This window comes from Streptomyces sp. NPDC019890 (assembly GCF_044903445.1).
In the GTDB taxonomy this organism is placed as follows: Bacteria; Actinomycetota; Actinomycetes; order Streptomycetales; family Streptomycetaceae; genus Streptomyces.
In genome coordinates this window covers 142664-162662 of the sequence record NZ_JBJDQK010000012.1, presented here as the reverse complement: position 1 = coordinate 162662, position 19999 = coordinate 142664, and the positions used below count along the sequence as shown (strand labels likewise).

The window sequence follows — 19999 nt, the reverse complement described above, 5'->3', positions numbered from 1 at the left end:
GGTGGCCCCACCCGCCTGGGATCCACCGCCGTTCGCGCTGCCGCCCGAGCCGTTGGCGCACTCGTTGCCGCTGGCCGGATTGAGCAGACCCACGACACTGGCCGTGTTCCCGCACGCGTTCACGGGGACGTGGACCGGCGCCTGGACGTTGTTGCCGGAGGCAACACCGGGAGAGTCGCTGGTGGCCCCACCCGCCTGGGATCCACCGCCGTTCGCGCTGCCGCCCGAGCCGTTGGCGCACTCGTTGCCGCTGGCCGGATTGAGCAGACCCACGACGTTGACAGTGTTCCCGCACGCGTTCAGGGGAACGTGCACCGGAACCTGGACCGAATTCCCGGACGCCACACCCGGCGAATTCGAGGCGCTTCCCTGCGCCGTGGCATCCGCCTGCGCATATCCGCCACCGAGGGCGAGTACGCCGCCCGCAGCCGCGATGGTGATCAAGCCTTTGCGAGTGAAATGTCGCATTGATGATTCCTTGCCTTCCTGCTTCAGGAAATCCCGGACGTCGCGCCCGGGGCCGGAATGCCCGACGGCCCCGGAGCGCATGGCGCGCGCTCCGGGACCGACCGGGGTCAAACCCATGCCCGCATGGGCCGAGTCACAACGTCACTGGTTGACGCAGGTGTTGCCGAAGGTGGGGTTCAGCAGGCCGATGACGCTCACCGTGTTGCCGCACACGTTCACCGGCACGTGGATGGGCGCCTGGATGACGTTGCCGGAGAGCACTCCCGGGGACTGCACCGCAGCACCCTGGGCGCCCGCGTCGGCCATGGCCACGCCCGCACCAGCAAGCAGCAGGCCACCAGTGGCAGCCGCAGCAGCGACGACCTTCTTGATCATTGTTCCTCCTCGTTTGGCAATGCGACCCCAGCCGCGGATCGCATCACCTGTAACGAGGAGGTGGGGTGGGGGCTACGAGCCCGATGCGCCATTCACTCTTTTCAGTCAAGTGCGTACGTACTCACGATTATTGGAGTTTCGTTTCAGCGGACCTCACCCGAGGAGGCTCGGCACCGGTCGAGAAAGCGGGCTCAGCAGCGGTCGAGAAAACGGTCAAGCACTCGTACCCCGAACTTCAGACCGTCGACCGGAACCCGCTCGTCCACACCGTGGAACATGCCCGCGAAGTCCAGCTCCGGCGGCAGCTTGAGCGGTGCGAAGCCGAAGCACCGGATGCCGAGATCGTCGAAGGACTTGGCGTCGGTGCCGCCGGACAGCATGTACGGGACGGCGCGGGCGATCGGGTCCTCCGCCTTGAGCGCGATCTGCATCGCGTCCACGAGGTCTCCGTCGAAGCTGGTCTCCAGCGCCTTGTCGCCGTGCACGTCCGCCCGCTTGACCCGCGGGCCGAGCAGCCGGTCGAGGTCGGCCAGGAACTCCTCCTCGTACCCCGGCAGGAAGCGTCCGTCGACATGGGCGGTGGCCTGCCCGGGGATGACATTCACCTTGTAGCCGGCGCCGAGCATGGTGGGGGCCGCGGAGTTGCGCAGGGTCGCGCCGATCATCTTCGCGATGCCGCCGAGCTTGGCGAGCGTGGCGTCCATGTCCTCGGGGTCGAGCGGTGTGCCGAGCGCGTCGGAGAGCTCGTCCAGGAAGGACCGTACGGTCTTGGTCATCCTGACCGGCCAGGTGTGCCGGCCGAGCCGGCCGACGGCCTCGCACAGCTCGGTGATGGCGTTGTCGTTGTTGGTCATCGACCCGTGCCCGGCGGTGCCCTCGACGGTGAGGCGCATCCAGTGCATGCCCTTCTGGGCCGTCTCGACGAGATAGAGCCGCAGGTTCTCGTTGACGGTGAAGGAGAAGCCGCCGACCTCGCCGATGGCCTCGGTAACGCCTTCGAAGAGGTCCGGGTGCTTGTCCACCAGATAGCGCGCGCCGTAGGTGCCGCCCGCCTCCTCGTCGGCAAGGAAGGCCAGCACGATGTCGCGCGGGGGCTTGCGGCCGCTGCGCAGCCGGTCCCGTACGACGGCGAGGGTCATGGCGTCCATGTCCTTCATGTCGACGGCGCCGCGGCCCCACACGCAGCCGTCCGCGATCTCGCCGGAGAAGGGGTGGTGCTTCCAGTCGTCGGCGTTCGCCGGTACGACATCGGTGTGGCCGTGGATGAGCAGCGCGGGCCTGGACGGGTCCTCGCCCGCGATCCGGGCGACCGTGGAGGCGCGGCCCTTGTGCGACTCGATGATCTGCGGTTCGAGCCCGACCTCGGCGAGCTTCTCTGCGACGTACTCCGCCGCGGCCCGCTCCCCCGGGCCGGAGTGGTCACCGTAGTTGCTCGTGTCGATGCGGATCAGCTCACGACAGAGGTCGACGACCTCGTCCTCACCCGAGACGGTTCGGTCCGTGTTCGACTCGCTCACGCTGATTCCTCCCACTGTCGCTGCTGGTGGTCCCTCCTCATCCTCCCGCGAGCGGGCCCCACAGCCCAAGGGCGGCTGTCCGCTGTCATGCGGCCGTCACACGGCTGGGGGCGTGATCGGGCACCTCTGAATGTTTGCTATGGTTTTCCACGTCGGAACGGCCCAGCGCCGCGCGACAGACACCTTGTCCGGGTGGCGGAATGGCAGACGCGCTAGCTTGAGGTGCTAGTGCCCTTTATCGGGCGTGGGGGTTCAAGTCCCCCCTCGGACACCACCAAGATCCCCACGGATTCCCGTGGGGATCTTCTCGTTCCGTCGCCCCCGGTCGATGCGCATACAGTCACGTCGGTGAGACGCAGACACAAGGCCCCGCCCTCGCCGCTGCCCCAGCGTGACGGCATCGACCCGGTGCGGCTGCGGCTGCCCGCCGATCCGGACGGCGCCTGGAAGACGGTGTACGACCACCTCGCCGCGCGATACGCCGGCGCCATCGGGGCCGACAGGGTCGACGCGCTGTTCCGGGAGGGGCGCATCGTCTCCGCGGACGGTCCTGTCGCGGCCGACGAGCCGTACACCGCGGGTCGGTATCTCTGGTTCCACCGGGACTTCGCGCCCGAGGAGCGCGTCCCCTTCGAGATCGGGATCGTCCACCGGGACGAACGCCTGGTGATCGCCGACAAGCCTCACTTCCTGGCCACGACCCCGCGCGGACGGCATATCACCGAGACGGCGCTGGCCCGGTTGCGCCGTGATCTCGAGCTGCCGCAGCTCCAGCCCGCGCACCGGCTCGACCGGCTGACCGCGGGGCTTGCGCTGTTCGTCGTACGGCCCGGGGACCGTGGTGCGTACCAGACGATGTTCCGGGACCGGCAGGTGCGCAAGGAGTACGAGGCGGTGGCGCCGTACGACCCGGCGCTCACACTGCCCATGACCCTGCGGAGCAGGATCGTGAAGGAGCGCGGGGTGATGGCCGCCCGGGAGGAGCCGGGCGAGCCGAATAGCGAGAGCCGGATCGAGCTGATCGAGCACCGGGCCGGGCTCGGCCGGTACCGGCTGCTGCCGGCCACCGGCCGCACCCATCAGCTGCGGGTCCATATGAACAGCCTCGGGCTGCCGCTCCTGAACGACCCGGTCTATCCGGTCGTCCAGGCGGCCGGGCCCGACGACTACTCCCGTCCGCTTCAACTCCTCGCGAACGTACTGGAGTTCACGGATCCGGTGACGGGAGAGCCGTTCCGCTTCGAGAGCCGGCTGCGGCTGGCTCAATGGCCCGGCCGCCCGGCGGAGCGACCGTAACCATCTATGGAGCAACCCTCGCGGCGAGCGGGGTCAGGCGTTCTGGCGCTCCGCCGCGATCGCCTTGACCCGGCCGCGTACGACGAACCAGCCGCCGACCAGGGCCGCCGCGATCAGCGGCAGGAACATCACGGTCGTACGGCCCACGCCGCCGCCCCACCACATCAGGAAGGCCACGCTGGCGAGAAAGAACAGCGTGACGATCTGGGTGTACGGAGCCCAGGGCAGCCGGTACGAGGGGCGGGTGACCCGGCCGTCCTGCGCGCGGTGCCAGAACAGCAGCGAACAGAGCATGATCATGCCCCAGGTGCCGAGGATGCCGATCGACGCGAGGTTCAGGACGATCTCGAAGGCCTGGCCGGGCACGACGTAGTTGAGCGCGACACCCAGCACACCGAAGCCCGCTGTCAGCAGGATGCCGCCGTAGGGCACCTGGCCCTTGTTCATCCGGCCGGTGAACCTGGGCGCGGAGCCCGACAGCGCCATCGAGCGCAGGATGCGGCCGGTCGAGTACAGGCCGGAGTTCAGGCTGGACAGGGCGGCGGTGAGCACCACGAGGTTCATCACGCCGGCCGCGCCCGGGACGCCGAGCTTGTCCATGACGGTGACGAAGGGGCTCTGGTCGCCGGAGTACGCCGTGTACGGGAGGAGCAGCGCGAGGAGCACCACCGAGCCGACGTAGAACAGGCCGACCCGCCACATGATCGAGTTGATGGCCTTGGGCATGATCTTCTCGGGGCTCTCGGTCTCACCGGCGGCTACGCCGCACAGCTCGACGGAGGCGTATGCGAAGACGACGCCCTGGATCACCAGCAGCATCGGCAGCATGCCCGTCGGGAAGATGCCGCCGTTGTCGGTGATGGTGGAGAAACCGGGGGTGTGGCCGTCCACCGGGTGCTGGGTGACCACCAGGAAGATGCCGACGAGCATGAAGGCGACCAGCGCGGCGACCTTGATGATCGCGAACCAGAACTCCATCTCGCCGAAGTACTTCACCGAGATGAGGTTGGCGGTGAGGACGACCGCGAGGGCGATCAGCGCGAGGACCCACTGCGGGATGTCGCTGAACATCGCCCAGAAGTGCGCATAGGTGGCGGCCGCGGTGATGTCGGCGATCGCGGTCGTCGACCAGTTGAGGAAGTAGAGCCAGCCGGCCGCGAAGGCGCCCTTCTCGCCCATGAACTCACGGGCGTACGAGACGAAGGCGCCGGAGGACGGGCGGTAGAGGACCAGCTCACCGAGGGCGCGCACGACGAAGAAGGCGAAGACGCCGCAGACCGCGTAGGCGATGGCCAGGGAGGGGCCTGCGCCCGCCATACGGCCGCCCGCGCCGAGGAAAAGGCCGGTGCCTATCGCTCCGCCGATCGCGATCATGTTGATGTGGCGGGACTTGAGGTCCTTGCTGTAGCCGGCGTCTCCGGCGTCCACGTGGGGGGAGCTCGTCGTCGCCGGAGCCCCGGCGGCGAGCGTTTCGGCCGCGGTGATGCGGTCACTCATGGGAAAGGTTCGCCTTCGTGAGGGGGATGTGCGGTTCCCGGCCGGAGCCGGTGGGGGTGGTCACCTTGGCGTGGCCTGACGCCACATAATCAGGGCAACCCTGGGATTTTGGCAGTGGCGAAGGTCACGCAGCGATAGATCTGAGGGGTTCTTGAGGTTACGGCCCAGTAAACCAAGGTCATCGAAGGACGAGGACCGATGTCGAGGAAGACGAGGCACGCAAATGAGCACCCCCCAAGTCGTTGTGCTGATGGGCGTGACAGGCACCGGCAAGACCACGATCGGCCCCCTGCTCGCCGCCGAACTGGGAGTCCCGTACGCCGAGGGCGACGACTTCCACCCGCCTGCGAACATCGCCAAGATGTCCGCAGGCATCCCTCTCGGCGACGCGGACCGGTGGCCCTGGCTCGACGCCATCGGGCAGTGGGCGAACAGCAGGGCGGGAATGGGCGGAGTGGTCTCCTGCTCCGCGCTCAAGCGGGCCTACCGGGACCGGCTGCGGGCCGCCGCACCGGATGCCGTCTTCCTCCACCTCACCGGCGACCGCGCACTCATCGAGCGGCGGATGACGGAGCGCAAGGGGCACTTCATGCCCACCGCGCTGCTCGACTCACAGTTCGCCACCCTGCAGCCGCTGGGGGACGACGAGGCGGGCGTCGCCGTCGATGTGTCCGGCTCCACCGAAGAAATCACCGAACGGGCCGTCGCCGCGCTGCGCCGGCTCGACCAGTAGAAGGGTCGGTGATGTCACTCGTCCTTGCGCCGTCCTTCTAGTCGTCCTTCAGCCACAGCGGGTGCTCCCGCTTCGCCCACGGGCGCTCGACCGACCCGGTACGCATACCCCTCCGTGCCTCCGGGTCGGCGAGTGCCATTCCGATGTGCCCGGCGAGCACGATGCCGATGGACAGCGCGAGCCAGTCGTGTACGAAGGTGGCGCCGTTGCGCCATACCAGCGGCGTCAGATGGGTGAACCACATCAGCAGACCGGTCGCCAGCATCACCAGCACCGCGCCCGCGATCCAGGCCGAGTAGATCTTCTGCCCGGCATTGAACTTGCCCGCCGGACGGGACTCGGGCCGGCGATCACGCCGCCGCGCCGCCCGCAGCCACTTCCTGTCGTGCGACCCGAAGCGGTTCAGCCTGCGCAGATCGGCCCGGAAGGCGCGCGAGGCAAGACCGAGCAGGAAGGGCACGGGCAGCAGGATTCCGGCCCACTCGTGGACGGTGACCACGAGATAGCGGCGGCCGACGAGTTCGGCGATCTGCGGTACGTACAGAGCCGCGGCGGTCGCCACACACAGCAGCATCAGCGCGGCGGTGGTGCGGTGAACCCAGCGCTCGGCGCGGCTGAACCGCTTGACGCGCCCGGGCCGTTCAGACGGTGGGGGTGTCGCTGCGGCCGTTGGACCGGCCGACCCAGGCGTCGACGTCATAGCCCCGCTCCTCCCAGTAGCCGGGCCGGACATCAGAGGTGACGGTGATCCCGGAAAGCCACTTCGCCGACTTGTAGAAGTACATCGGCGCGACATACAGCCGGACCGGGCCGCCGTGGGAGTGGCTGACCGGCTTGTCCTGCATCTGCAGGCAGACCAGCACATCGTCGCGGCGGGCCTGCGGCAGGGTGAGGCTCTCGCTGTACGTGCCGTCGAAGCAGCTGAAGCGGATCGCCTTGGCCTCGGGGCGCACGCCGGCGGCGTCCAGCAGCAGCGACAGCCTGACGCCCGCGAAGGCGGTCTCGGGGACGCGCCAGCCGGTGACACACTGCACGTCGCGCACGACCCGGGTCTGCGGCAGCTTGCGCAGCGCGTCGAGGGTGTACGTCGCCGGGCGGTCGACCAGGCCGTCGACGGTCAGCCGGTAGTTCCGCTCGTTCTTGTGCGGTACGGAGGCGGCGACGGAGTAGTAGCGGAAGCCACCGCCGTTGGGCAGCAGCCCGGTCAGGCCGGTGGGGTCCTTGTCCGAGGCCGCGCCGAGGAAGGCTTCGAGCCCGCGCTGCAGATACGGCGCCGCGGCGATGCCGCCGGCGCCGAGCCCGAGCATGCCGAGCACCAAGCGGCGGCCGACGGGGGCGCCCTCGGTGTCGGGGTGGTGTGTGGTCACCCTTCGATTCGAACACCGCGGAAGCCTGTACGCCAGGAAAATCGGCGGCACGTCAGACTTCCGTCACACTCGGCTTCGCCCGCGCCTCCCCACTGGGGCTCCGCCCCAAGCCCCGCTCAGCGCTAGCGCACCGCCTTCGCCGCCGCTCGGCCCGCCGCCCGCCCCGAGAACAGGCAGCCCCCCAGGAACGTGCCCTCCAGCGAGCGGTAACCGTGCACACCCCCGCCCCCGAATCCCGCCGCCTCGCCCGCCGCATACAGGCCCGGCAGCGGCTCGCCGCCCTCCGTGAGCACCCGCGAGGACAGGTCCGTCTCCAGCCCGCCGAGCGACTTCCGGGTGAGGATGTTCAGCCGTACGGCGATGAGCGGACCCGCCTTCGGGTCGAGAATGCGGTGCGGCGCAGCCGTCCGTATCAGCTTGTCGCCCAGATAGTTGCGCGCCCCGCGAATCGCCGTGACCTGGAGGTCCTTGGTGAACGGGTTCTTGATCTCCCGGTCCCGCGCGGTGATCTCGCGCCGCAGCTCCGCCTCGTCGATCAGCGGTTCCTTGGTGAGCGCGTTCATGCCCCGTACGAGAGCGGAGAGATCCTTCTCGACGACGAAGTCCACCCCGCGGTCCATGAACGCCTTCACCGGACCCGGCACATCCGCTCTCGCGCGCCCGATGACGCCGCGGACCGACTTCCCCGTCAGGTCGGGGTTCTGCTCGGAGCCCGAGAGTGCGAACTCCTTCCCGATGATCTTCTGGTCGAGGACGAACCAGGTGTAGTCGTAACCGGACTTCATGATGTGCTCGAGCGTGCCGAGCGTGTCGAAGCCGGGGAAGAGCGGCACCGGCAGCCGCTTGCCGCGCGCGTCGAGCCAGAGCGACGAGGGCCCGGGCAGGATGCGGATGCCGTGCCTGGCCCAGATCGGGTTCCAGTTCTCGATGCCCTCGGTGTAGTGCCACATCCGGTCGCGGTTGATGTGGTTCGCGCCCGCGCGCTCCGCGATGCCGAGCATCAGTCCGTCGACGTGGGCGGGGACGCCGGAGAGCATCTTCTCGGGCGGGGTACCGAGCCGCTCCGGCCACTGGGCGCGTACGAGGTCGTGGTTGCCGCCGATGCCGCCGGAGGTGACGATCACCGCCTGGGCCCGGAACTCGAAGGCTCCGGCGACCTCGCGGCTGCTCGCGGTGCCGCGCTCGGCCTCAGAGGGTTCGAGGACCTCGCCGCTGACGGTGTCCAGCGCGCCCGCGCTGCTGCTCAGCCCGGTCACGCGGTGGCGGAACTTCAGCTCGACGAGGCCGCGTGCGACGCCTTCCCTGACCCGGCGTTCGAAGGGGGCGACGATTCCCGGTCCTGTCCCCCAGGTGATGTGGAAGCGGGGTACGGAGTTGCCGTGCCCCGTGGCGTCGTAGCCGCCGCGCTCGGCCCAGCCCACGACCGGGAAGAACCGCACTCCCTGGGCGTGCAGCCAGGCCCGCTTCTCGCCGGAAGCGAAGTCGACGTATGCCTCGGCCCACTCGCGCGGCCGGCGGTCCTCGTCGCGGTCGAAGCCCGCGGTGCCGAGCCAGTCCTGGAGCGCGAGTGCCTGGCTGTCCTTGATCCGCATCCGGCGCTGCTCGGGCGAGTCGACGAAGAACAGCCCGCCGAAGGACCAGTGCGCCTGCCCGCCGATCGACTGCTCCGGCTCCTGGTCGAGCAGGATGACCTTGCGCCCGGCGTCGACGAGTTCCGCGGTGGCCACCAGGCCCGCGATCCCTGCCCCGATCACGATCACATCAGCGTCGTACGCCATGAGGTTCCATCCTTGTCGGGCCTCGTGCCCCCTGCCTCGAGCTCGGGCTCGGGTCTCGGCGGCGAGTGCGGTGGTCCGATCTTCGGTACGCGCGAGTAACTAGTCAACAGTCAGATCCGTGCTTGTCGGTGATTGGATTGGGCCATGACTCCCGCCGAGGAAATCCTGGACATCGTCGACGAGAACGACGAGGTGATCGGCCAGGCCCCGCGCGGCGAGGCGTACGCGCGCGGCATGCGCCACCGCTGTGTGTTCATCCAGGCCAGGGACGCGCAGGGCCGGATCTTCGTGCACCGCAGGACGGCGACGAAGCTGGTCTTCCCTTCGCAGTACGACATGTTCGTGGGCGGTGTCGTCGGCGCGGGCGAGAGCTACGACGCCGCGGCGCTGCGCGAGGCCGAGGAGGAGCTGGGGGTTTCCGGACTCCCCCGGCCCGTGCCGCTGTTCAAGTTCCTCTACGAGAGCGGCGAACAGACCTGGTGGTCGGCCGTGTACGAGGTGCGCTGCGAGCTGCCGGTGAACCCTCAGGCGGAGGAGGTCGCGTGGCACGCCTTCCTCCCGGAGGAGGAACTGGAGCAGCGGCTCGGTGAGTGGCAGTGGGTACCGGACGGGCTTGAGGCGTACGAGCGGCTGCGGGCGTTCCGCGCGGCCTGAGTTCCCGCCGCTCGGGTTCCCGCGGCCCGAGTTCCCGCGACCCGAGTCCGGCAATTCCGCAGGTAGGGTGCGACGCGTGAGCGACTTCCGACAGAGCCTGCAGCTGTGGTTCGCGCCCCAGCGGGTGCGGGAGGAGGGCGAGACACCCGACTACCGGTTCTCGCTCGCCAACGAGCGGACCTTTCTCGCCTGGCTGCGTACGGCGCTCGCGCTCATCGGCGGCGGGTTCGCGGTCGATCAGTTTCTGCCGGAACTGGCGTGGGGCCTGCGGGCCGGGATGGCGCTCGGGCTGCTCGCCGCGGGAGTGCTCTGTGCGCTGCGGGCGGTCAATCACTGGGCGCGGTGCGAGCGGGCGATGCGACGCGGCGAGGATCTGCCGGTGTCTCGCTTCCCCACACTGCTCAGCCTGGTGGTCGCCGTCGTCGCCGTGGCCATGGTGGTGGTCGTGCTCTTCGGCTGGGAGGGCGGCCGTTGAGCGGCGTGCGCGAGCGGGATCCGGGGCTGCAGCCCGAGCGGACCCGGCTGGCGTGGCGCCGGACCACGCTGGCGTTCACCGTGGCGGCGGTGCTGGCTGCCCGGCAGGTGGCCGGCGGCAATCTGAGCACGGCCGGGTTCGTGGCAGTGGCCTGCAGTGCGCTGGTGTGGCTGTGTTTTCTGCGGGTGGCTCACCTCCGGGTCCATGCCCTCGAGGCGCGCCCCGACCCGCAGATGCTGCCGGAGCGTGCGGCACTGGCGGCGGTGGCGTGCACGATCGCCCTGGCCGGTTTCGCGGTCGCGATGATCGTCTGAGCTCAGCCGTCCCAGTCGACCGTGACCACGATCTTGCCGCGGGTGCGGCCCTCCGCGTTCAGTGCGTGGGCATCGGCCGTCTTCTCCAGGGGGAAGGTTCTGTCCACATGGACGGTGACCACGCCCTGCTCGGCGAGCACGCCCAGGGCTGCCAGGTCCGCCGCGTCCGGCCGCACCCAGTGGTAGTGGCCGCCGAGGCTGAGGACCTCGCGGTCGGCGATCGAGGCGAGGCGGCCGTCGGGCGCGAGTACCTCGGCCGAGGCGCTGAGCGCGTCCCCTCCGATCGTGTCGAAGACCGCGTCGACGCCTTCGGGCGCCAGCGCGCGCACCCGGTCGGCGAGCCCTTCCCCGTACGTCACCGGCTCCGCGCCCAGCTCGCGCAGATGGTCGTGGTTGCGTTCGCTCGCCGTGCCGATGACCCGCGCGCCGGCGTGCTTGGCGAGCTGTACGGCGAGCGAGCCGACCCCGCCCGCGGCGGCGTGGACGAGGACCGTGTCCCCTCCTTGCACCTTCAGCGCGTGGTTCAGCACCTGGTAGGCGGTGAGGCCGACCTGCGGCAGCCCGGCCGCCTGCTCGAAGCTCAGGTTCAGCGGCTTACGGGCCAGCGTGCGCAGCGGAGCGGCGACGTACTCGGCAAAGGTGCCGCGGCTGAGGAAGTCCTCGCGTACGTATCCCATCACCTCGTCGCCGACGGCGAACTCGGTGACGGCGATGCCTGGTTGGACGACCACACCGGAGACGTCCCAGCCCGGTACGACCGGGAAGACCGGCTCGAAGAGGCTGTCGACGTACCCCTCGCGGGCCTTCCAGTCGACCGGGTTGACGGCCGCCGCGCGCACCTTGACCAGGACGGAGTCGGGACCGACCTTGGGCTCGGGGCGCTCCCCGTACTCCAGGACCTCCGGGCCGCCGTAGCGGCTGTAGCTGATCGCCTTCATGATCCGACCCTCGTGCGTGGCACGCGCTCCCGCAAGCCGGGACAGGTCTAATCTGGAAAGCCTCAGAACGTAGCAAATCACAACAAAGGTGAAGCGTCATGACCGTTCTCCACCACGAGCACCCCGCGCACGAGCACAGCCACGGTCCGGCCTGCGGACATCCCGAGGTCCCGCACGGCGACCACGTCGACTACGCACACGACGGCCACCTCCACAAGGAGCACTCGGGGCACTGGGACGAGTGCGAGCCGGGCGAGCACATCTCGCACAGCGGTCATGCGCACGATCACGGCCCCGGCTGCGGTCACCCGGCCGTGCGGCACGGCGACCACCTTGACTACGTCCACGACAGACACCGTCACGCCCAGCACGACGGACACTGGGACGACCACTGACCACAGACCCCGACTTCCCCCGAGCCACGGCCAACTGGCAGTCTCTACTGACCAGTTCGGCCTTGACTCAGGGGATTTCAGTTGACTGCCACGGATCCGTACACCGTCCGGCTCGCGCCAGAAGTGCATGCCTACGTCCAGCCGGACGGCGGCTGGTGCCTGAACAACGCGGGGTTCGTCAGCGACGGGGAGTCGACCATGCTCGTCGACACCGCCGCCACCGAGCGGCGGACGCTGGCACTGCGCGAGGCACTGCTGGCGACCGGCGCCCCACTGCCGCGCACGCTGGCCAATACGCACCACCACGGCGACCACACCTACGGCAACAGCGTCTTCACTCCGGACGCCGTGGTGATCGGCCACGATTCCTGCCGCAGCGAGCAGCTCACGGCGGGCCATCAGCTCCATCTCGTATGGCCGGGGACCGACTTCGGTGCCATCGAGATCACCGCCCCGACCGTGACGTACAACGACCGGCTGACCGTGCATGTCGGGGCCATCGAGGTACGGCTCATCCACCCCGGCGGAGCCGCCCACACCCTCGGTGACACGATCGTGCATCTGCCGCAGCAGCGGGTGGTCTTCACCGGGGACCTGATCTTCCAGGGCGGCACGCCGTTCATCCCGGTCGGCTCGCTCAGCGGGTCACTGCGGGCGCTGGACGTGCTGCGCTCGCTCGACGCCACCACCGTGGTGCCGGGTCATGGCCCGATCACCGACCCCTCCGCGTACGACGCGACGGAGCGCTATCTGCGGTACGTGGCCGAGCTGGCCCAGGAAGGGCGCGCCAAGGGGCGAACCCCACTGGAGACCGCGCGCGAGGCCGATCTCGGGGTCTTCGCCGAGCTGCGGGAGAGCGAACGTCTGGTGGCCAATCTGCACCGGGCGTACGCGGAGCTGGACGGGCGGCCCGAGGGCTCACCGCTCGACGTGGCCGCGGTATTCGGCGACATGGCGGCGATGAACGGCGGCGTTCCGGTCGCCTGCCATGCCTGAGCCGCACCCCCGGTACGCCTGAACCACGCCGGAGCCGAGCCCGGGGCTGGCCCGAGGCAGTCGACGAGCGTACTCATAGGTGACCAACACCCACGAATGTGATACCGGGCCAGTGATCCTGACCTGGGTTCAGCGAGCGCACTGGACTACATACCGACTGGTCGGTCATCATGAGCGAGACCCGTTCAGCCGCCCTCGGAGGTCCAATCATGAGCTCAGTCCCCCCGCCAGGCCTCGATCCCGAGCAGCTGCGCGGTTATCTCGACCGCGAGCGCCCAGGCCTGGTGAGCGGACCGCTCAGCGCCCGGCTGATCCAGGGCGGCCGCTCCAACCTCACGTACTCCGTCACCGACGGCACCGGCCGCTGGGTCGTCCGCCGGCCCCCGCTCGGGCACGTGCTGGCCACCGCACACGACATGAAGCGCGAGCACCGGGTGATCAGCGCGCTGCATCCGACCGCCGTGCCGGTGCCCGCGCCGGTGCTGCTGTGCGAGGACGAGTCGGTGATCGGATCGCCGTTCTACGTCATGGAGTTCGTGGACGGCACTCCGTACCGCACGGCCGAGGAGCTGGCCGCGCTCGGCCCCGAGCGCACCAGGGACGCGGTCCTCGGCCTGGTCGACACCCTGGTCGACCTGCACGCCGTGGACCCCGAGTCGGTGGGTCTCGGCGACTTCGGGCGGCCCGAGGGCTTCCTCGACCGGCAGCTGCGCCGCTGGGGCAAGCAGCTGGACGCCTCCCGCAACCGCGAGCTGGCCGGCATCGACGAGCTGCATGCCGCGCTCGGCCGCGCACTGCCCGACTCGCCCGCGCCCGCCGTCATCCACGGCGACTACCGGCTGGACAACGTCCTGGTCGGCCCGGACGACCGGATCAAGGCGATCCTCGACTGGGAGATGTCGACGCTCGGCGATCCGCTGACCGACCTCGGGCTGCTGGTGATGTACGGCGTCAAGCTGGACCTCCCCGACTCCCCCGTCAGCACCACCGCGGGGGCTGCGGGCCACCCGGAAGCGGCCGAGCTGATCGAGCGGTACGCCGCCGGCTCCGGCCGGGACACCTCCGCCATCTCCTGGTACACCGCCTTCGCCTGGTTCAAGCTCGCCGTGATCCTCGAGGGTATCCACTACCGCTACACCCTCGGCCAGACGGTCGGCGCCGGCTTCGACCGGATCGGCGATCTCGTGCCCCTCTTCATCGAGCACGGCCTCACCACCCTCCAGGAAGGCTGAGTATCCCTATGGACTTCGCATTCGACGCGCGCACCGAGGAACTGCGAGCCAAGCTGCTCACCTTCATGGACGAGCACGTCTACCCGGCCGAGGCGATCGAGCACGAGCAGCGCGCCCAGCTGGCCTCGCCGTGGGACACCCCGGCGATCTTCGACGAGCTCAAGGCCGAGGCGCGCAAGCAGGGCCTGTGGAATCTCTTCCTGCCCGACGCGGAGCACGGGGCAGGACTGACCAATCTGCAGTACGCGCCGCTCGCCGAAATCACCGGTCGCAGCCCGCACCTGGCCCCGACCGCGCTGAACTGCGCCGCGCCCGACACCGGCAACATGGAGGTGCTCGTGCAGTTCGGCAACGAGCAGCAGAAGAAGCAGTGGCTGGAGCCGTTGCTGGCCGGGGAGATCCGGTCCGCGTTCGCCATGACCGAGCCCGAGGTCGCCTCGTCCGACGCGACGAACATCCAGACGCGGATCGACCGCGACGGCGACGACTACGTCATCAACGGCCGCAAGTGGTACATCTCCGGGGCGATGAACCCCGACTGCAAGATCTTCATCGTGATGGGCAAGACGGACCCGGACGGGACCGACATCCGCCGCCAGCAGTCGATGGTCCTCGTGCCGCGCGACGCCCCGGGCCTTGAGGTCCGGCGCGCCATGCAGGTGTACGGCTACGAGGACCACGCGCACGGCGGCCATGCCGAGGTCGTCTTCGACAACGTTCGGGTGCCGGCGTCGAATCTGATCGGCGAGGAGGGCGGCGGCTTCGCCATCGCCCAGGCGCGCCTCGGCCCGGGCCGCATCCACCACTGCATGCGGCTGATCGGCATGGCCGAGCGGGCCATCGAGCTGATGTGCAAGCGGGCGGTGTCCCGTACGGCCTTCGGCAAGGCGATCGCCCAGCAGGGTGTCGTACAGAACTGGATCGCGGACGCGCGGGTCACGGTCGAGCAGCTGCGGCTGCTGGTGCTGAAGACGGCCTGGCTGATGGACACGGTGGGCAACCGCGGGGCGCACACCGAGATCCAGGCGATCAAGATCGCGACCCCGAGGGCGGTGGTGGAGATCCTCGACAAGGCGGTGCAGGTGCACGGCGCGGGCGGGGTGAGCCAGGACTTCCCGCTGGCGGAACTGTGGGCGGCGGCGCGGACGTTGAAGCTGGCGGACGGGCCGGACGAGGTGCACCAGCGGTCGCTGGCGCGGCGCGAGCTGAAGCAGTACATGTAGCTGCGACGGGGGGTGGCTGGAGGGGCTTGTTCCCCTCCAGCCACCCCCTTCCCGCAACTGGGGCTCCGCCCAAGACCCGATTGAGGCGGGGGCCGGGGCGGAGCCCCGGGTCAAGTTACGGGCGCAGAGCGCGCAGGAGCATGTCCGCGAGGTGGTTCGCCACCTGTTGCGGGGTGAGCGGGCCGTCCGGGCGGTACCACGTCGACAGATGGTGGACCGAGCCGAAGTGGTAGTCCACCACCAGGTCCGCCGGGGTGGCCGTGGAGAACACCCCGCTCTGCTGACCCTCTTCCACCAGCGCGCGGAAGCGCTCGTGGTAGCGCCGGCGCTCGGCGCGGACCTGCTTGTGCTTCTCCGGGCTCAGATGGTGCATGGAGCGGAAGAAGATCGCGGCGTCGTCGAGGTTGTCGATCGTCGTCACCACGACATCCGCCGCCGCGCCCCGCAGCCGGTTCTCCACCGGCTCGTCGGCGTCCGCGAAGGCGTCGAGCCGCTCCTGCTGGAGCCGCAGCACGCGCGCGTAGACCTCTTGGAGCAGGTCTTCCTTGGAGCCGAAGTAGTGGTACAGCGCTCCCTTGGTGACACCGGCCGCCTCGACGATCTCCTGCACCGAGGTGCGGTCGTAGCCGCGCTCGGCGAAGAGCCGTGTGGCGGCGGCCAGCAGCCTCTGCGGGACGGGGGTGCCGTCCCCGTCCGTCGTCCTGGCCATTGCCGCCACCCGCCTCTCGTCAATTCCTTGGGTTTATCGGGGAAAACGCAGTTCCCGCCTGAGGATCTTCCCACTTGTCGTCTTCGGCAGCTCCGGCAGGATCTCGACTTCGCGGGGGTATTTGTACGCCGCGAGTCGATCCGCACAGTACGCCGAGATCTCGGCCGGTTCGGCGGCAACCCCCTGGCGCAGACTCACATACGCCTTGACGCTCTCGCCGCGGTAGTCGTCGGGGATGCCGACCACGGCCGCCTCACGCACCGCGGGGTGCGTGTACAGGACGTCCTCGACCTCGCGCGGCCAGACCTTGAAACCGGACGCGTTGATCATGTCCTTCTTGCGGTCGACGACATAGAGCCAGCCGTCCGCGTCCATGAAGCCGATGTCGCCGGTGCGCAGCTCGCCGTCCGGAAAGGCCTCGGTGCTCGCTTCTGGCAGTCGCCAGTAGCCGGGCACCACCTGGGGGCCGCTGACGGCTATCTCGCCGTGCTCGCCGAAAGGCATGTCCTCGCCCTTCTCGTCGACGATCCGCACGAGCGTGTCAGGCCCGGGCACGCCGACGGAGAGTGTGCCGGACGCCGGATCGACCGGGGCCTCCTTCTCCGGCGGCACGGAGGCGCAGGGCGCCGTGCACTCGGTCAGTCCGTAGCCGTTGTAGAGGTAGGGGCCGAAGCCCGTACGGAACTTCTCGACCAGCGCGGGCGGCACCGGGGCACCGCCCGAGGAGATCACCTGGAACGAGGCGAAGTGCTCCCGGGTCGCCGCGGGGTGCGCGCCAAGCGCCATGAAGGCGGTGGAGGGCCCGACGGTGTACGCAGGCCGGTGCTCGGCGAAGGCGTCGAGGACGACCCCCGCCTCGAAGCGGTAGGCAAGGGCAAGGGTGCCCGCGTTGGCGATGCAGGCGGCGAGCTCGCAGACCATGCCGGTGATGTGGAACAGCGGCGCGAGCGCGAAGTAACAGGCGCCCTCGGGCACGGGGTGGCCGGTGCGCTGGCGCTCGGCGTTGTGGACGATGCCGCGGTGCAGGTTCATGGCGCCCTTGGGGGTGCCGGACGTGCCGGAGGTGTAGCTGATCAACGCCACGTCGTCGGGGGTCAGTTCACGCCCCTCGGGCGCGCGCAGCCCCAGCCTTGCCACGCTCACCAGGTCATGGGTGTCCTCCGGCCGCGACTGCCGCTCGAAGCCGAGGACGCGGGCGTCGTTGCGGCTCTGCAGGTCCAGTTCGCAGGCGGTGAGGGCGAGGCGTACGGGCGTTTGGGCGGCGCTGTCGCGCAGATACGACTCCCATGCCCGGTCCGAGCAGATGAGCACGGTGACATCGGCGTCCTTGAGTACGTGCTCGACCTCGGCCGACTTGTACATCGGGTTGAGCGGGACGACGGTGGCCCCGGCCTTCCAGGCGGCCAGCAGCGCGATCACGAAGTGCGGGGTGTTCTGCAGCATGATCGCCACGCGGTCTCCGCGCACGACCCCGCGGGCGGCGAGATGGCCCGCGACGGAGTCGGAGAGCTCGTCGGTCTCGCGGTAGCTCAGCCGCCCGTCGAAGTAGGCGAGTGCGGTGTGCTCGGAGGCGCGGGCGACGGCTGCGCGGAAGGAGTGCACGACGCTTGCGGGCGTCGTGATCGGGGCCCGCTGGGCGTCGGTGAGCTGCGCGAGCCAGGGCTTGGTGGCGTAGATCGAGGTCACTGGTCGGCCCCTTCCCACTTCTGCTGGATCTGGTTCATGCCGGCCAGCCAGCGCTCGGGGGTTGCGGCGCGGGCCTGGTAGTAGCCGGCGACCTCGGGGTGCGGAAGGATCTGGAAGCGGTCGGCCTCGATGCCCTCGAACAGCGCGTCGGCGACGTCCTCGGGGTCGATGGCGGTCGGGGCGAGTACGAGTTCGCCCGCCGATCCGGCCGCGGTGAGCATATCCGTACGCACCCCCTGCGGGCAGATGGCGTGCACCTTGAGGCCGCGGTGGCGGTAGGTGAGCGAGAGCCACTCGGCGAAGGCGTACGCGCCGTGCTTGCTGACGCTGTACGGGGCCGCGCCCACCATGGTGAGCAGGCCGGCCGCAGAGACGGTGGAGACGAAGCGGCCGCTGCCGCGCTCCAGCCAGTCGGGCAGCAGCGTGCGCACTGCGCGGACGTGCGCCATGACGTTGACGTCCCAGGCAGCCGCCCAGACCTTCTCGTCGGCGAAGGCGTCGCCGGGCGAGGCGAGGCCGGCGTTGGCGCAGTAGACGTCGACGGTTCCGTCCAGTGCGTCGCGGGCGGCTTCCACAATCTCGGAGGCGTCACCGGGCACTGCGGTGGCCCCAATGTCGTCGGCGATCGACTTGGCCTTGACCGGGTCGATGTCGTTGACCACGACGCGGGCGCCCTCCGCCGCGAACCGGCGGGCCAGTGCGGCACCGATGCCGCCTCCCGCGCCCGTGACCACAACCCCAGCGCCATGCACCGTACCCATCAAGCTCCGCCTCTCCGCGCGCCGTCCCGTCCGAGCAGACTAACCAGTCGGTATGTGGCTGGGGAAGGGGGCGGGATGCCCCGAGGGCCGGAGGTGCGAACCGCGCTGTCGCAATCGTTCCGCCCACCCGCCGTGCACGCTAGCGTGCGTGGCCATGACAGACAGCGATCACGGAGGTACCCGATGAGCCTGTCCAGACGGGGATTACTGGCCGCCGGTGGCGCGGTGGGGGCGCTGGCCACGACCGGATCCACCGCGACCGCCGCACCGGCTGCCGGGCCGGTCGCCGCACATGCGGGCCGCCGCCGGGTCCGCACCGGCTTCGACCGGCTGGCCGCCGACGGCTACGCCTCCCTGTCGGGGCAGCGGGTCGGTGTGGTCACCAACCCGACCGGGATCACCCAGGACGTGCGCCACATCGTCGACGTCATGCACGCCGACGACCGGGTGAACCTGGTTGCCGTCTTCGGCCCCGAGCACGGCTTCCGCGGCACGGCCCAGGCGGGCGGCTCCGAGGGCCGCTACGACGACCCGGCGACCGGGCTGCCCGTCTACGACACATTCGGCAAGAGCGGGCAGCCGCTCGCCGACATCTTCACCACCGCGGACGTGGAGACGGTCGTCTTCGACATCCAGGACGTCGGCGCCCGTTTCTACACGTACATCTGGACGCTCTTCGACTGCATGCAGGCGGCCGCACTGGCGGGCAAGCGCTTCGTGGTGCTCGACCGGCCGAACCCGGTGACGGGCCGGGCTGCGCTGGGTCCCGTGCTCGACAAGGCCTTCGCGACCTTCGTGGGCCGCGAGCCGATCTCGCAGGCGCACGGCATGACCGTGACCGAGCTGGCGGGGCTGTTCAACGGTGAGTTCCTGACAGAGCCGGTGGAGCTGGAGACGGTACGGATGTCGGGCTGGCGCCGCTCGGACTTCTTCGACGAGACCGGGCTGCCGTGGGTGCCGCCGAGCCCCAATATGCCGACGCCGGACACCGCGCTGGTCTACTCGGGCACCTGTCTCTTCGAGGGCACCAATCTGTCGGAGGGGCGTGGCACGACCCGCCCGTTCGAACTCCTCGGCGCGGAGGGCATCGACCGGCGCTGGGCCGGGGCCGCGAACGCTCTCGAGCTGCCGGGCGTCCGCTTCCGCGAGGCGTACTTCGCGCCCACGTTCTCCAAGTTCCAGGGCAAGACAGTCGGCGGAGTCCAACTGCACGTCCACGACCGGGAGTCGTACGACCCGGTGCGCACCGGGATCGGTCTGCTGGTGACCGCGAAGCGGGTGTGGAGCGGCTTCGCCTGGCGCCCGGACAACTGGATCGACAAGCTGACGGGGTCGGCGAAGGTGCGGACGGTGATCGACGCGGGGGCGGGTACGGACGAGGTGGTGGGGGCGTGGCAGGGCGAGCTCGCCGCGTTCAGGTCCATGCGGAAGAGATATCTGCGGTACTGATCCATCTCCACCGGATCAACGCGGCCGACCGTCTGTGACCGACTGACAGTCATCCGGGTCCGTGGCCGACAGTTTCGCGGCCCACCCGGAATCGGCCACGACCGAACACCGTCACAGGTATGGCCGTTCCTCCCTT

General features: G+C 69.8%; 21 protein-coding genes and 1 tRNA gene. 11 read left to right on the top strand and 11 right to left on the bottom strand.

Annotated features, from left to right (window positions below; genetic code table 11):
• The 3 genes from ACI2LP_RS28500 to ACI2LP_RS28490 all read right to left on the bottom strand — a co-directional run.
• A partial coding sequence (locus ACI2LP_RS28500; RefSeq protein ID WP_404727382.1) for a chaplin occupies positions 1–468 on the bottom strand: 468 nt, incomplete at its 3' end.
• 141 nt (positions 469–609) lie between these two features.
• Complete coding sequence (locus ACI2LP_RS28495; RefSeq protein ID WP_404727381.1) at positions 610–843, bottom strand: chaplin; 234 nt, start codon at positions 841–843, stop codon at positions 610–612.
• Positions 844–1034: 191 nt separating this feature from the next.
• Entirely contained in the window at positions 1035–2360 is a 1326-nt protein-coding gene (locus ACI2LP_RS28490) for a M20/M25/M40 family metallo-hydrolase (RefSeq protein WP_404727380.1), read from the bottom strand.
• Positions 2361–2546: 186 nt separating this feature from the next.
• Between ACI2LP_RS28490 and ACI2LP_RS28485 the strand changes: the two genes are divergently transcribed.
• Positions 2547–2634 (top strand) — tRNA-Leu (locus ACI2LP_RS28485).
• A gap of 74 nt (positions 2635–2708) precedes the next feature.
• The gene (locus ACI2LP_RS28480; protein WP_404727379.1) at positions 2709–3656 is read left to right on the top strand and encodes an RluA family pseudouridine synthase; all 948 of its coding nucleotides are present in this window, start codon (positions 2709–2711) and stop codon (positions 3654–3656) included.
• Between the two features lie 33 nt (positions 3657–3689).
• Here the strand turns inward: ACI2LP_RS28480 and ACI2LP_RS28475 are convergent, their stop codons facing one another.
• Positions 3690–5153: an amino acid permease gene (locus ACI2LP_RS28475; protein ID WP_404727378.1), complete on the bottom strand. Its 1464-nt coding sequence runs from the start codon at positions 5151–5153 to the stop codon at positions 3690–3692.
• Positions 5154–5376: 223 nt separating this feature from the next.
• Here ACI2LP_RS28475 and ACI2LP_RS28470 point away from each other — a divergent pair, with 223 nt between their 5' ends.
• Entirely contained in the window at positions 5377–5886 is a 510-nt protein-coding gene (locus ACI2LP_RS28470) for a gluconokinase (protein WP_404727377.1), read from the top strand.
• 37 nt (positions 5887–5923) lie between these two features.
• On the opposite strand, the gene ACI2LP_RS28465 is transcribed toward ACI2LP_RS28470, so the two are convergent.
• From ACI2LP_RS28465 to ACI2LP_RS28455, 3 genes are all read right to left on the bottom strand, one after another.
• The gene (locus ACI2LP_RS28465; RefSeq protein ID WP_404727376.1) at positions 5924–6586 is read right to left on the bottom strand and encodes a cytochrome b/b6 domain-containing protein; all 663 of its coding nucleotides are present in this window, start codon (positions 6584–6586) and stop codon (positions 5924–5926) included.
• The gene (locus ACI2LP_RS28460) at positions 6528–7193 is read right to left on the bottom strand and encodes a molybdopterin-dependent oxidoreductase (protein WP_404727420.1); all 666 of its coding nucleotides are present in this window, start codon (positions 7191–7193) and stop codon (positions 6528–6530) included. Before ACI2LP_RS28460 ends, ACI2LP_RS28465 begins: the two co-directional genes overlap by 59 nt.
• A 182-nt stretch (positions 7194–7375) precedes the next feature.
• Positions 7376–9031, bottom strand: a complete 1656-nt coding sequence (locus tag ACI2LP_RS28455; RefSeq protein WP_404727375.1) for an FAD-binding dehydrogenase — start codon at positions 9029–9031, stop codon at positions 7376–7378.
• A gap of 144 nt (positions 9032–9175) precedes the next feature.
• Between ACI2LP_RS28455 and ACI2LP_RS28450 the strand changes: the two genes are divergently transcribed.
• From ACI2LP_RS28450 to ACI2LP_RS28440, 3 genes are all read left to right on the top strand, one after another.
• Positions 9176–9685, top strand: coding sequence for an NUDIX hydrolase (locus tag ACI2LP_RS28450; protein ID WP_404727374.1), 510 nt, complete (start codon positions 9176–9178; stop codon positions 9683–9685).
• A 76-nt stretch (positions 9686–9761) separates the two neighbouring features.
• On the top strand, positions 9762–10160 hold the full coding sequence (locus ACI2LP_RS28445) for a YidH family protein (protein ID WP_404727373.1): 399 nt from the start codon (positions 9762–9764) through the stop codon (positions 10158–10160).
• Positions 10157–10474 carry a DUF202 domain-containing protein gene (locus ACI2LP_RS28440; protein ID WP_404727372.1) on the top strand — a complete coding sequence of 106 codons (318 nt, stop codon included), beginning with the start codon at positions 10157–10159 and terminating at the stop codon, positions 10472–10474. Before ACI2LP_RS28445 ends, ACI2LP_RS28440 begins: the two co-directional genes overlap by 4 nt.
• A gap of 2 nt (positions 10475–10476) precedes the next feature.
• Here the strand turns inward: ACI2LP_RS28440 and ACI2LP_RS28435 are convergent, their stop codons facing one another.
• Complete coding sequence (locus ACI2LP_RS28435) at positions 10477–11412, bottom strand: NADP-dependent oxidoreductase (RefSeq protein WP_404727371.1); 936 nt, start codon at positions 11410–11412, stop codon at positions 10477–10479.
• A 98-nt stretch (positions 11413–11510) separates the two neighbouring features.
• On the opposite strand from ACI2LP_RS28435, the gene ACI2LP_RS28430 reads away from it, so the two are divergent.
• The 4 genes from ACI2LP_RS28430 to ACI2LP_RS28415 all read left to right on the top strand — a co-directional run bounded on the left by ACI2LP_RS28430 (position 11511) and on the right by ACI2LP_RS28415 (position 15258).
• Entirely contained in the window at positions 11511–11807 is a 297-nt protein-coding gene (locus tag ACI2LP_RS28430) for a hypothetical protein (RefSeq protein ID WP_404727370.1), read from the top strand.
• A gap of 81 nt (positions 11808–11888) precedes the next feature.
• Positions 11889–12803, top strand: coding sequence for an MBL fold metallo-hydrolase (locus ACI2LP_RS28425; RefSeq protein ID WP_404727369.1), 915 nt, complete (start codon positions 11889–11891; stop codon positions 12801–12803).
• A 209-nt stretch (positions 12804–13012) separates the two neighbouring features.
• A complete protein-coding gene (locus ACI2LP_RS28420) occupies positions 13013–14035 on the top strand; it encodes a phosphotransferase family protein (protein ID WP_404727368.1) in 1023 nt (340 codons plus the stop codon).
• 8 nt (positions 14036–14043) lie between these two features.
• Complete coding sequence (locus ACI2LP_RS28415; protein WP_404727367.1) at positions 14044–15258, top strand: acyl-CoA dehydrogenase family protein; 1215 nt, start codon at positions 14044–14046, stop codon at positions 15256–15258.
• 115 nt (positions 15259–15373) lie between these two features.
• Here ACI2LP_RS28415 and ACI2LP_RS28410 read toward each other — a convergent pair whose 3' ends face one another.
• Genes ACI2LP_RS28410 through ACI2LP_RS28400 form a run of 3 tightly spaced genes read right to left on the bottom strand, consistent with a single transcriptional unit; the run spans position 15374 to position 18414 of the window.
• Positions 15374–15967 carry a TetR/AcrR family transcriptional regulator gene (locus tag ACI2LP_RS28410; protein ID WP_404727366.1) on the bottom strand — a complete coding sequence of 198 codons (594 nt, stop codon included), beginning with the start codon at positions 15965–15967 and terminating at the stop codon, positions 15374–15376.
• A gap of 33 nt (positions 15968–16000) precedes the next feature.
• Positions 16001–17653, bottom strand: coding sequence for an AMP-binding protein (locus tag ACI2LP_RS28405; RefSeq protein ID WP_404727365.1), 1653 nt, complete (start codon positions 17651–17653; stop codon positions 16001–16003).
• Positions 17650–18414 (bottom strand): SDR family oxidoreductase, encoded by a 765-nt coding sequence (locus ACI2LP_RS28400; RefSeq protein WP_404727364.1) that lies wholly within the window; start codon positions 18412–18414, stop codon positions 17650–17652. Before ACI2LP_RS28400 ends, ACI2LP_RS28405 begins: the two co-directional genes overlap by 4 nt.
• A gap of 183 nt (positions 18415–18597) precedes the next feature.
• On the opposite strand from ACI2LP_RS28400, the gene ACI2LP_RS28395 reads away from it, so the two are divergent.
• Positions 18598–19863, top strand: coding sequence for an exo-beta-N-acetylmuramidase NamZ domain-containing protein (locus tag ACI2LP_RS28395; protein ID WP_404727363.1), 1266 nt, complete (start codon positions 18598–18600; stop codon positions 19861–19863).
• Positions 19864–19999 lie beyond the last annotated feature (136 nt).

Bases quoted from the DNA above. Each gene is read 5' to 3' on its own strand.
- ACI2LP_RS28460 (WP_404727420.1), bottom strand. From the start codon at position 7,193: ATGCTCGGGCTCGGCGCCGGCGGCATCGCCGCGGCGCCGTATCTGCAG.
- ACI2LP_RS28495 (WP_404727381.1), bottom strand. From the start codon at position 843: ATGATCAAGAAGGTCGTCGCTGCTGCGGCTGCCACTGGTGGCCTGCTG.
- ACI2LP_RS28430 (WP_404727370.1), top strand. From the start codon at position 11,511: ATGACCGTTCTCCACCACGAGCACCCCGCGCACGAGCACAGCCACGGT.
- ACI2LP_RS28420 (WP_404727368.1), top strand. From the start codon at position 13,013: ATGAGCTCAGTCCCCCCGCCAGGCCTCGATCCCGAGCAGCTGCGCGGT.
- ACI2LP_RS28465 (WP_404727376.1), bottom strand. From the start codon at position 6,586: ATGACGTCGACGCCTGGGTCGGCCGGTCCAACGGCCGCAGCGACACCC.
- ACI2LP_RS28475 (WP_404727378.1), bottom strand. From the start codon at position 5,153: ATGAGTGACCGCATCACCGCGGCCGAAACGCTCGCCGCCGGGGCTCCG.
- ACI2LP_RS28450 (WP_404727374.1), top strand. From the start codon at position 9,176: ATGACTCCCGCCGAGGAAATCCTGGACATCGTCGACGAGAACGACGAG.
- ACI2LP_RS28400 (WP_404727364.1), bottom strand. From the start codon at position 18,414: ATGGGTACGGTGCATGGCGCTGGGGTTGTGGTCACGGGCGCGGGAGGC.
- ACI2LP_RS28410 (WP_404727366.1), bottom strand. From the start codon at position 15,967: ATGGCCAGGACGACGGACGGGGACGGCACCCCCGTCCCGCAGAGGCTG.
- ACI2LP_RS28435 (WP_404727371.1), bottom strand. From the start codon at position 11,412: ATGAAGGCGATCAGCTACAGCCGCTACGGCGGCCCGGAGGTCCTGGAG.
- ACI2LP_RS28415 (WP_404727367.1), top strand. From the start codon at position 14,044: ATGGACTTCGCATTCGACGCGCGCACCGAGGAACTGCGAGCCAAGCTG.
- ACI2LP_RS28455 (WP_404727375.1), bottom strand. From the start codon at position 9,031: ATGGCGTACGACGCTGATGTGATCGTGATCGGGGCAGGGATCGCGGGC.
- ACI2LP_RS28470 (WP_404727377.1), top strand. From the start codon at position 5,377: ATGAGCACCCCCCAAGTCGTTGTGCTGATGGGCGTGACAGGCACCGGC.
- ACI2LP_RS28395 (WP_404727363.1), top strand. From the start codon at position 18,598: ATGAGCCTGTCCAGACGGGGATTACTGGCCGCCGGTGGCGCGGTGGGG.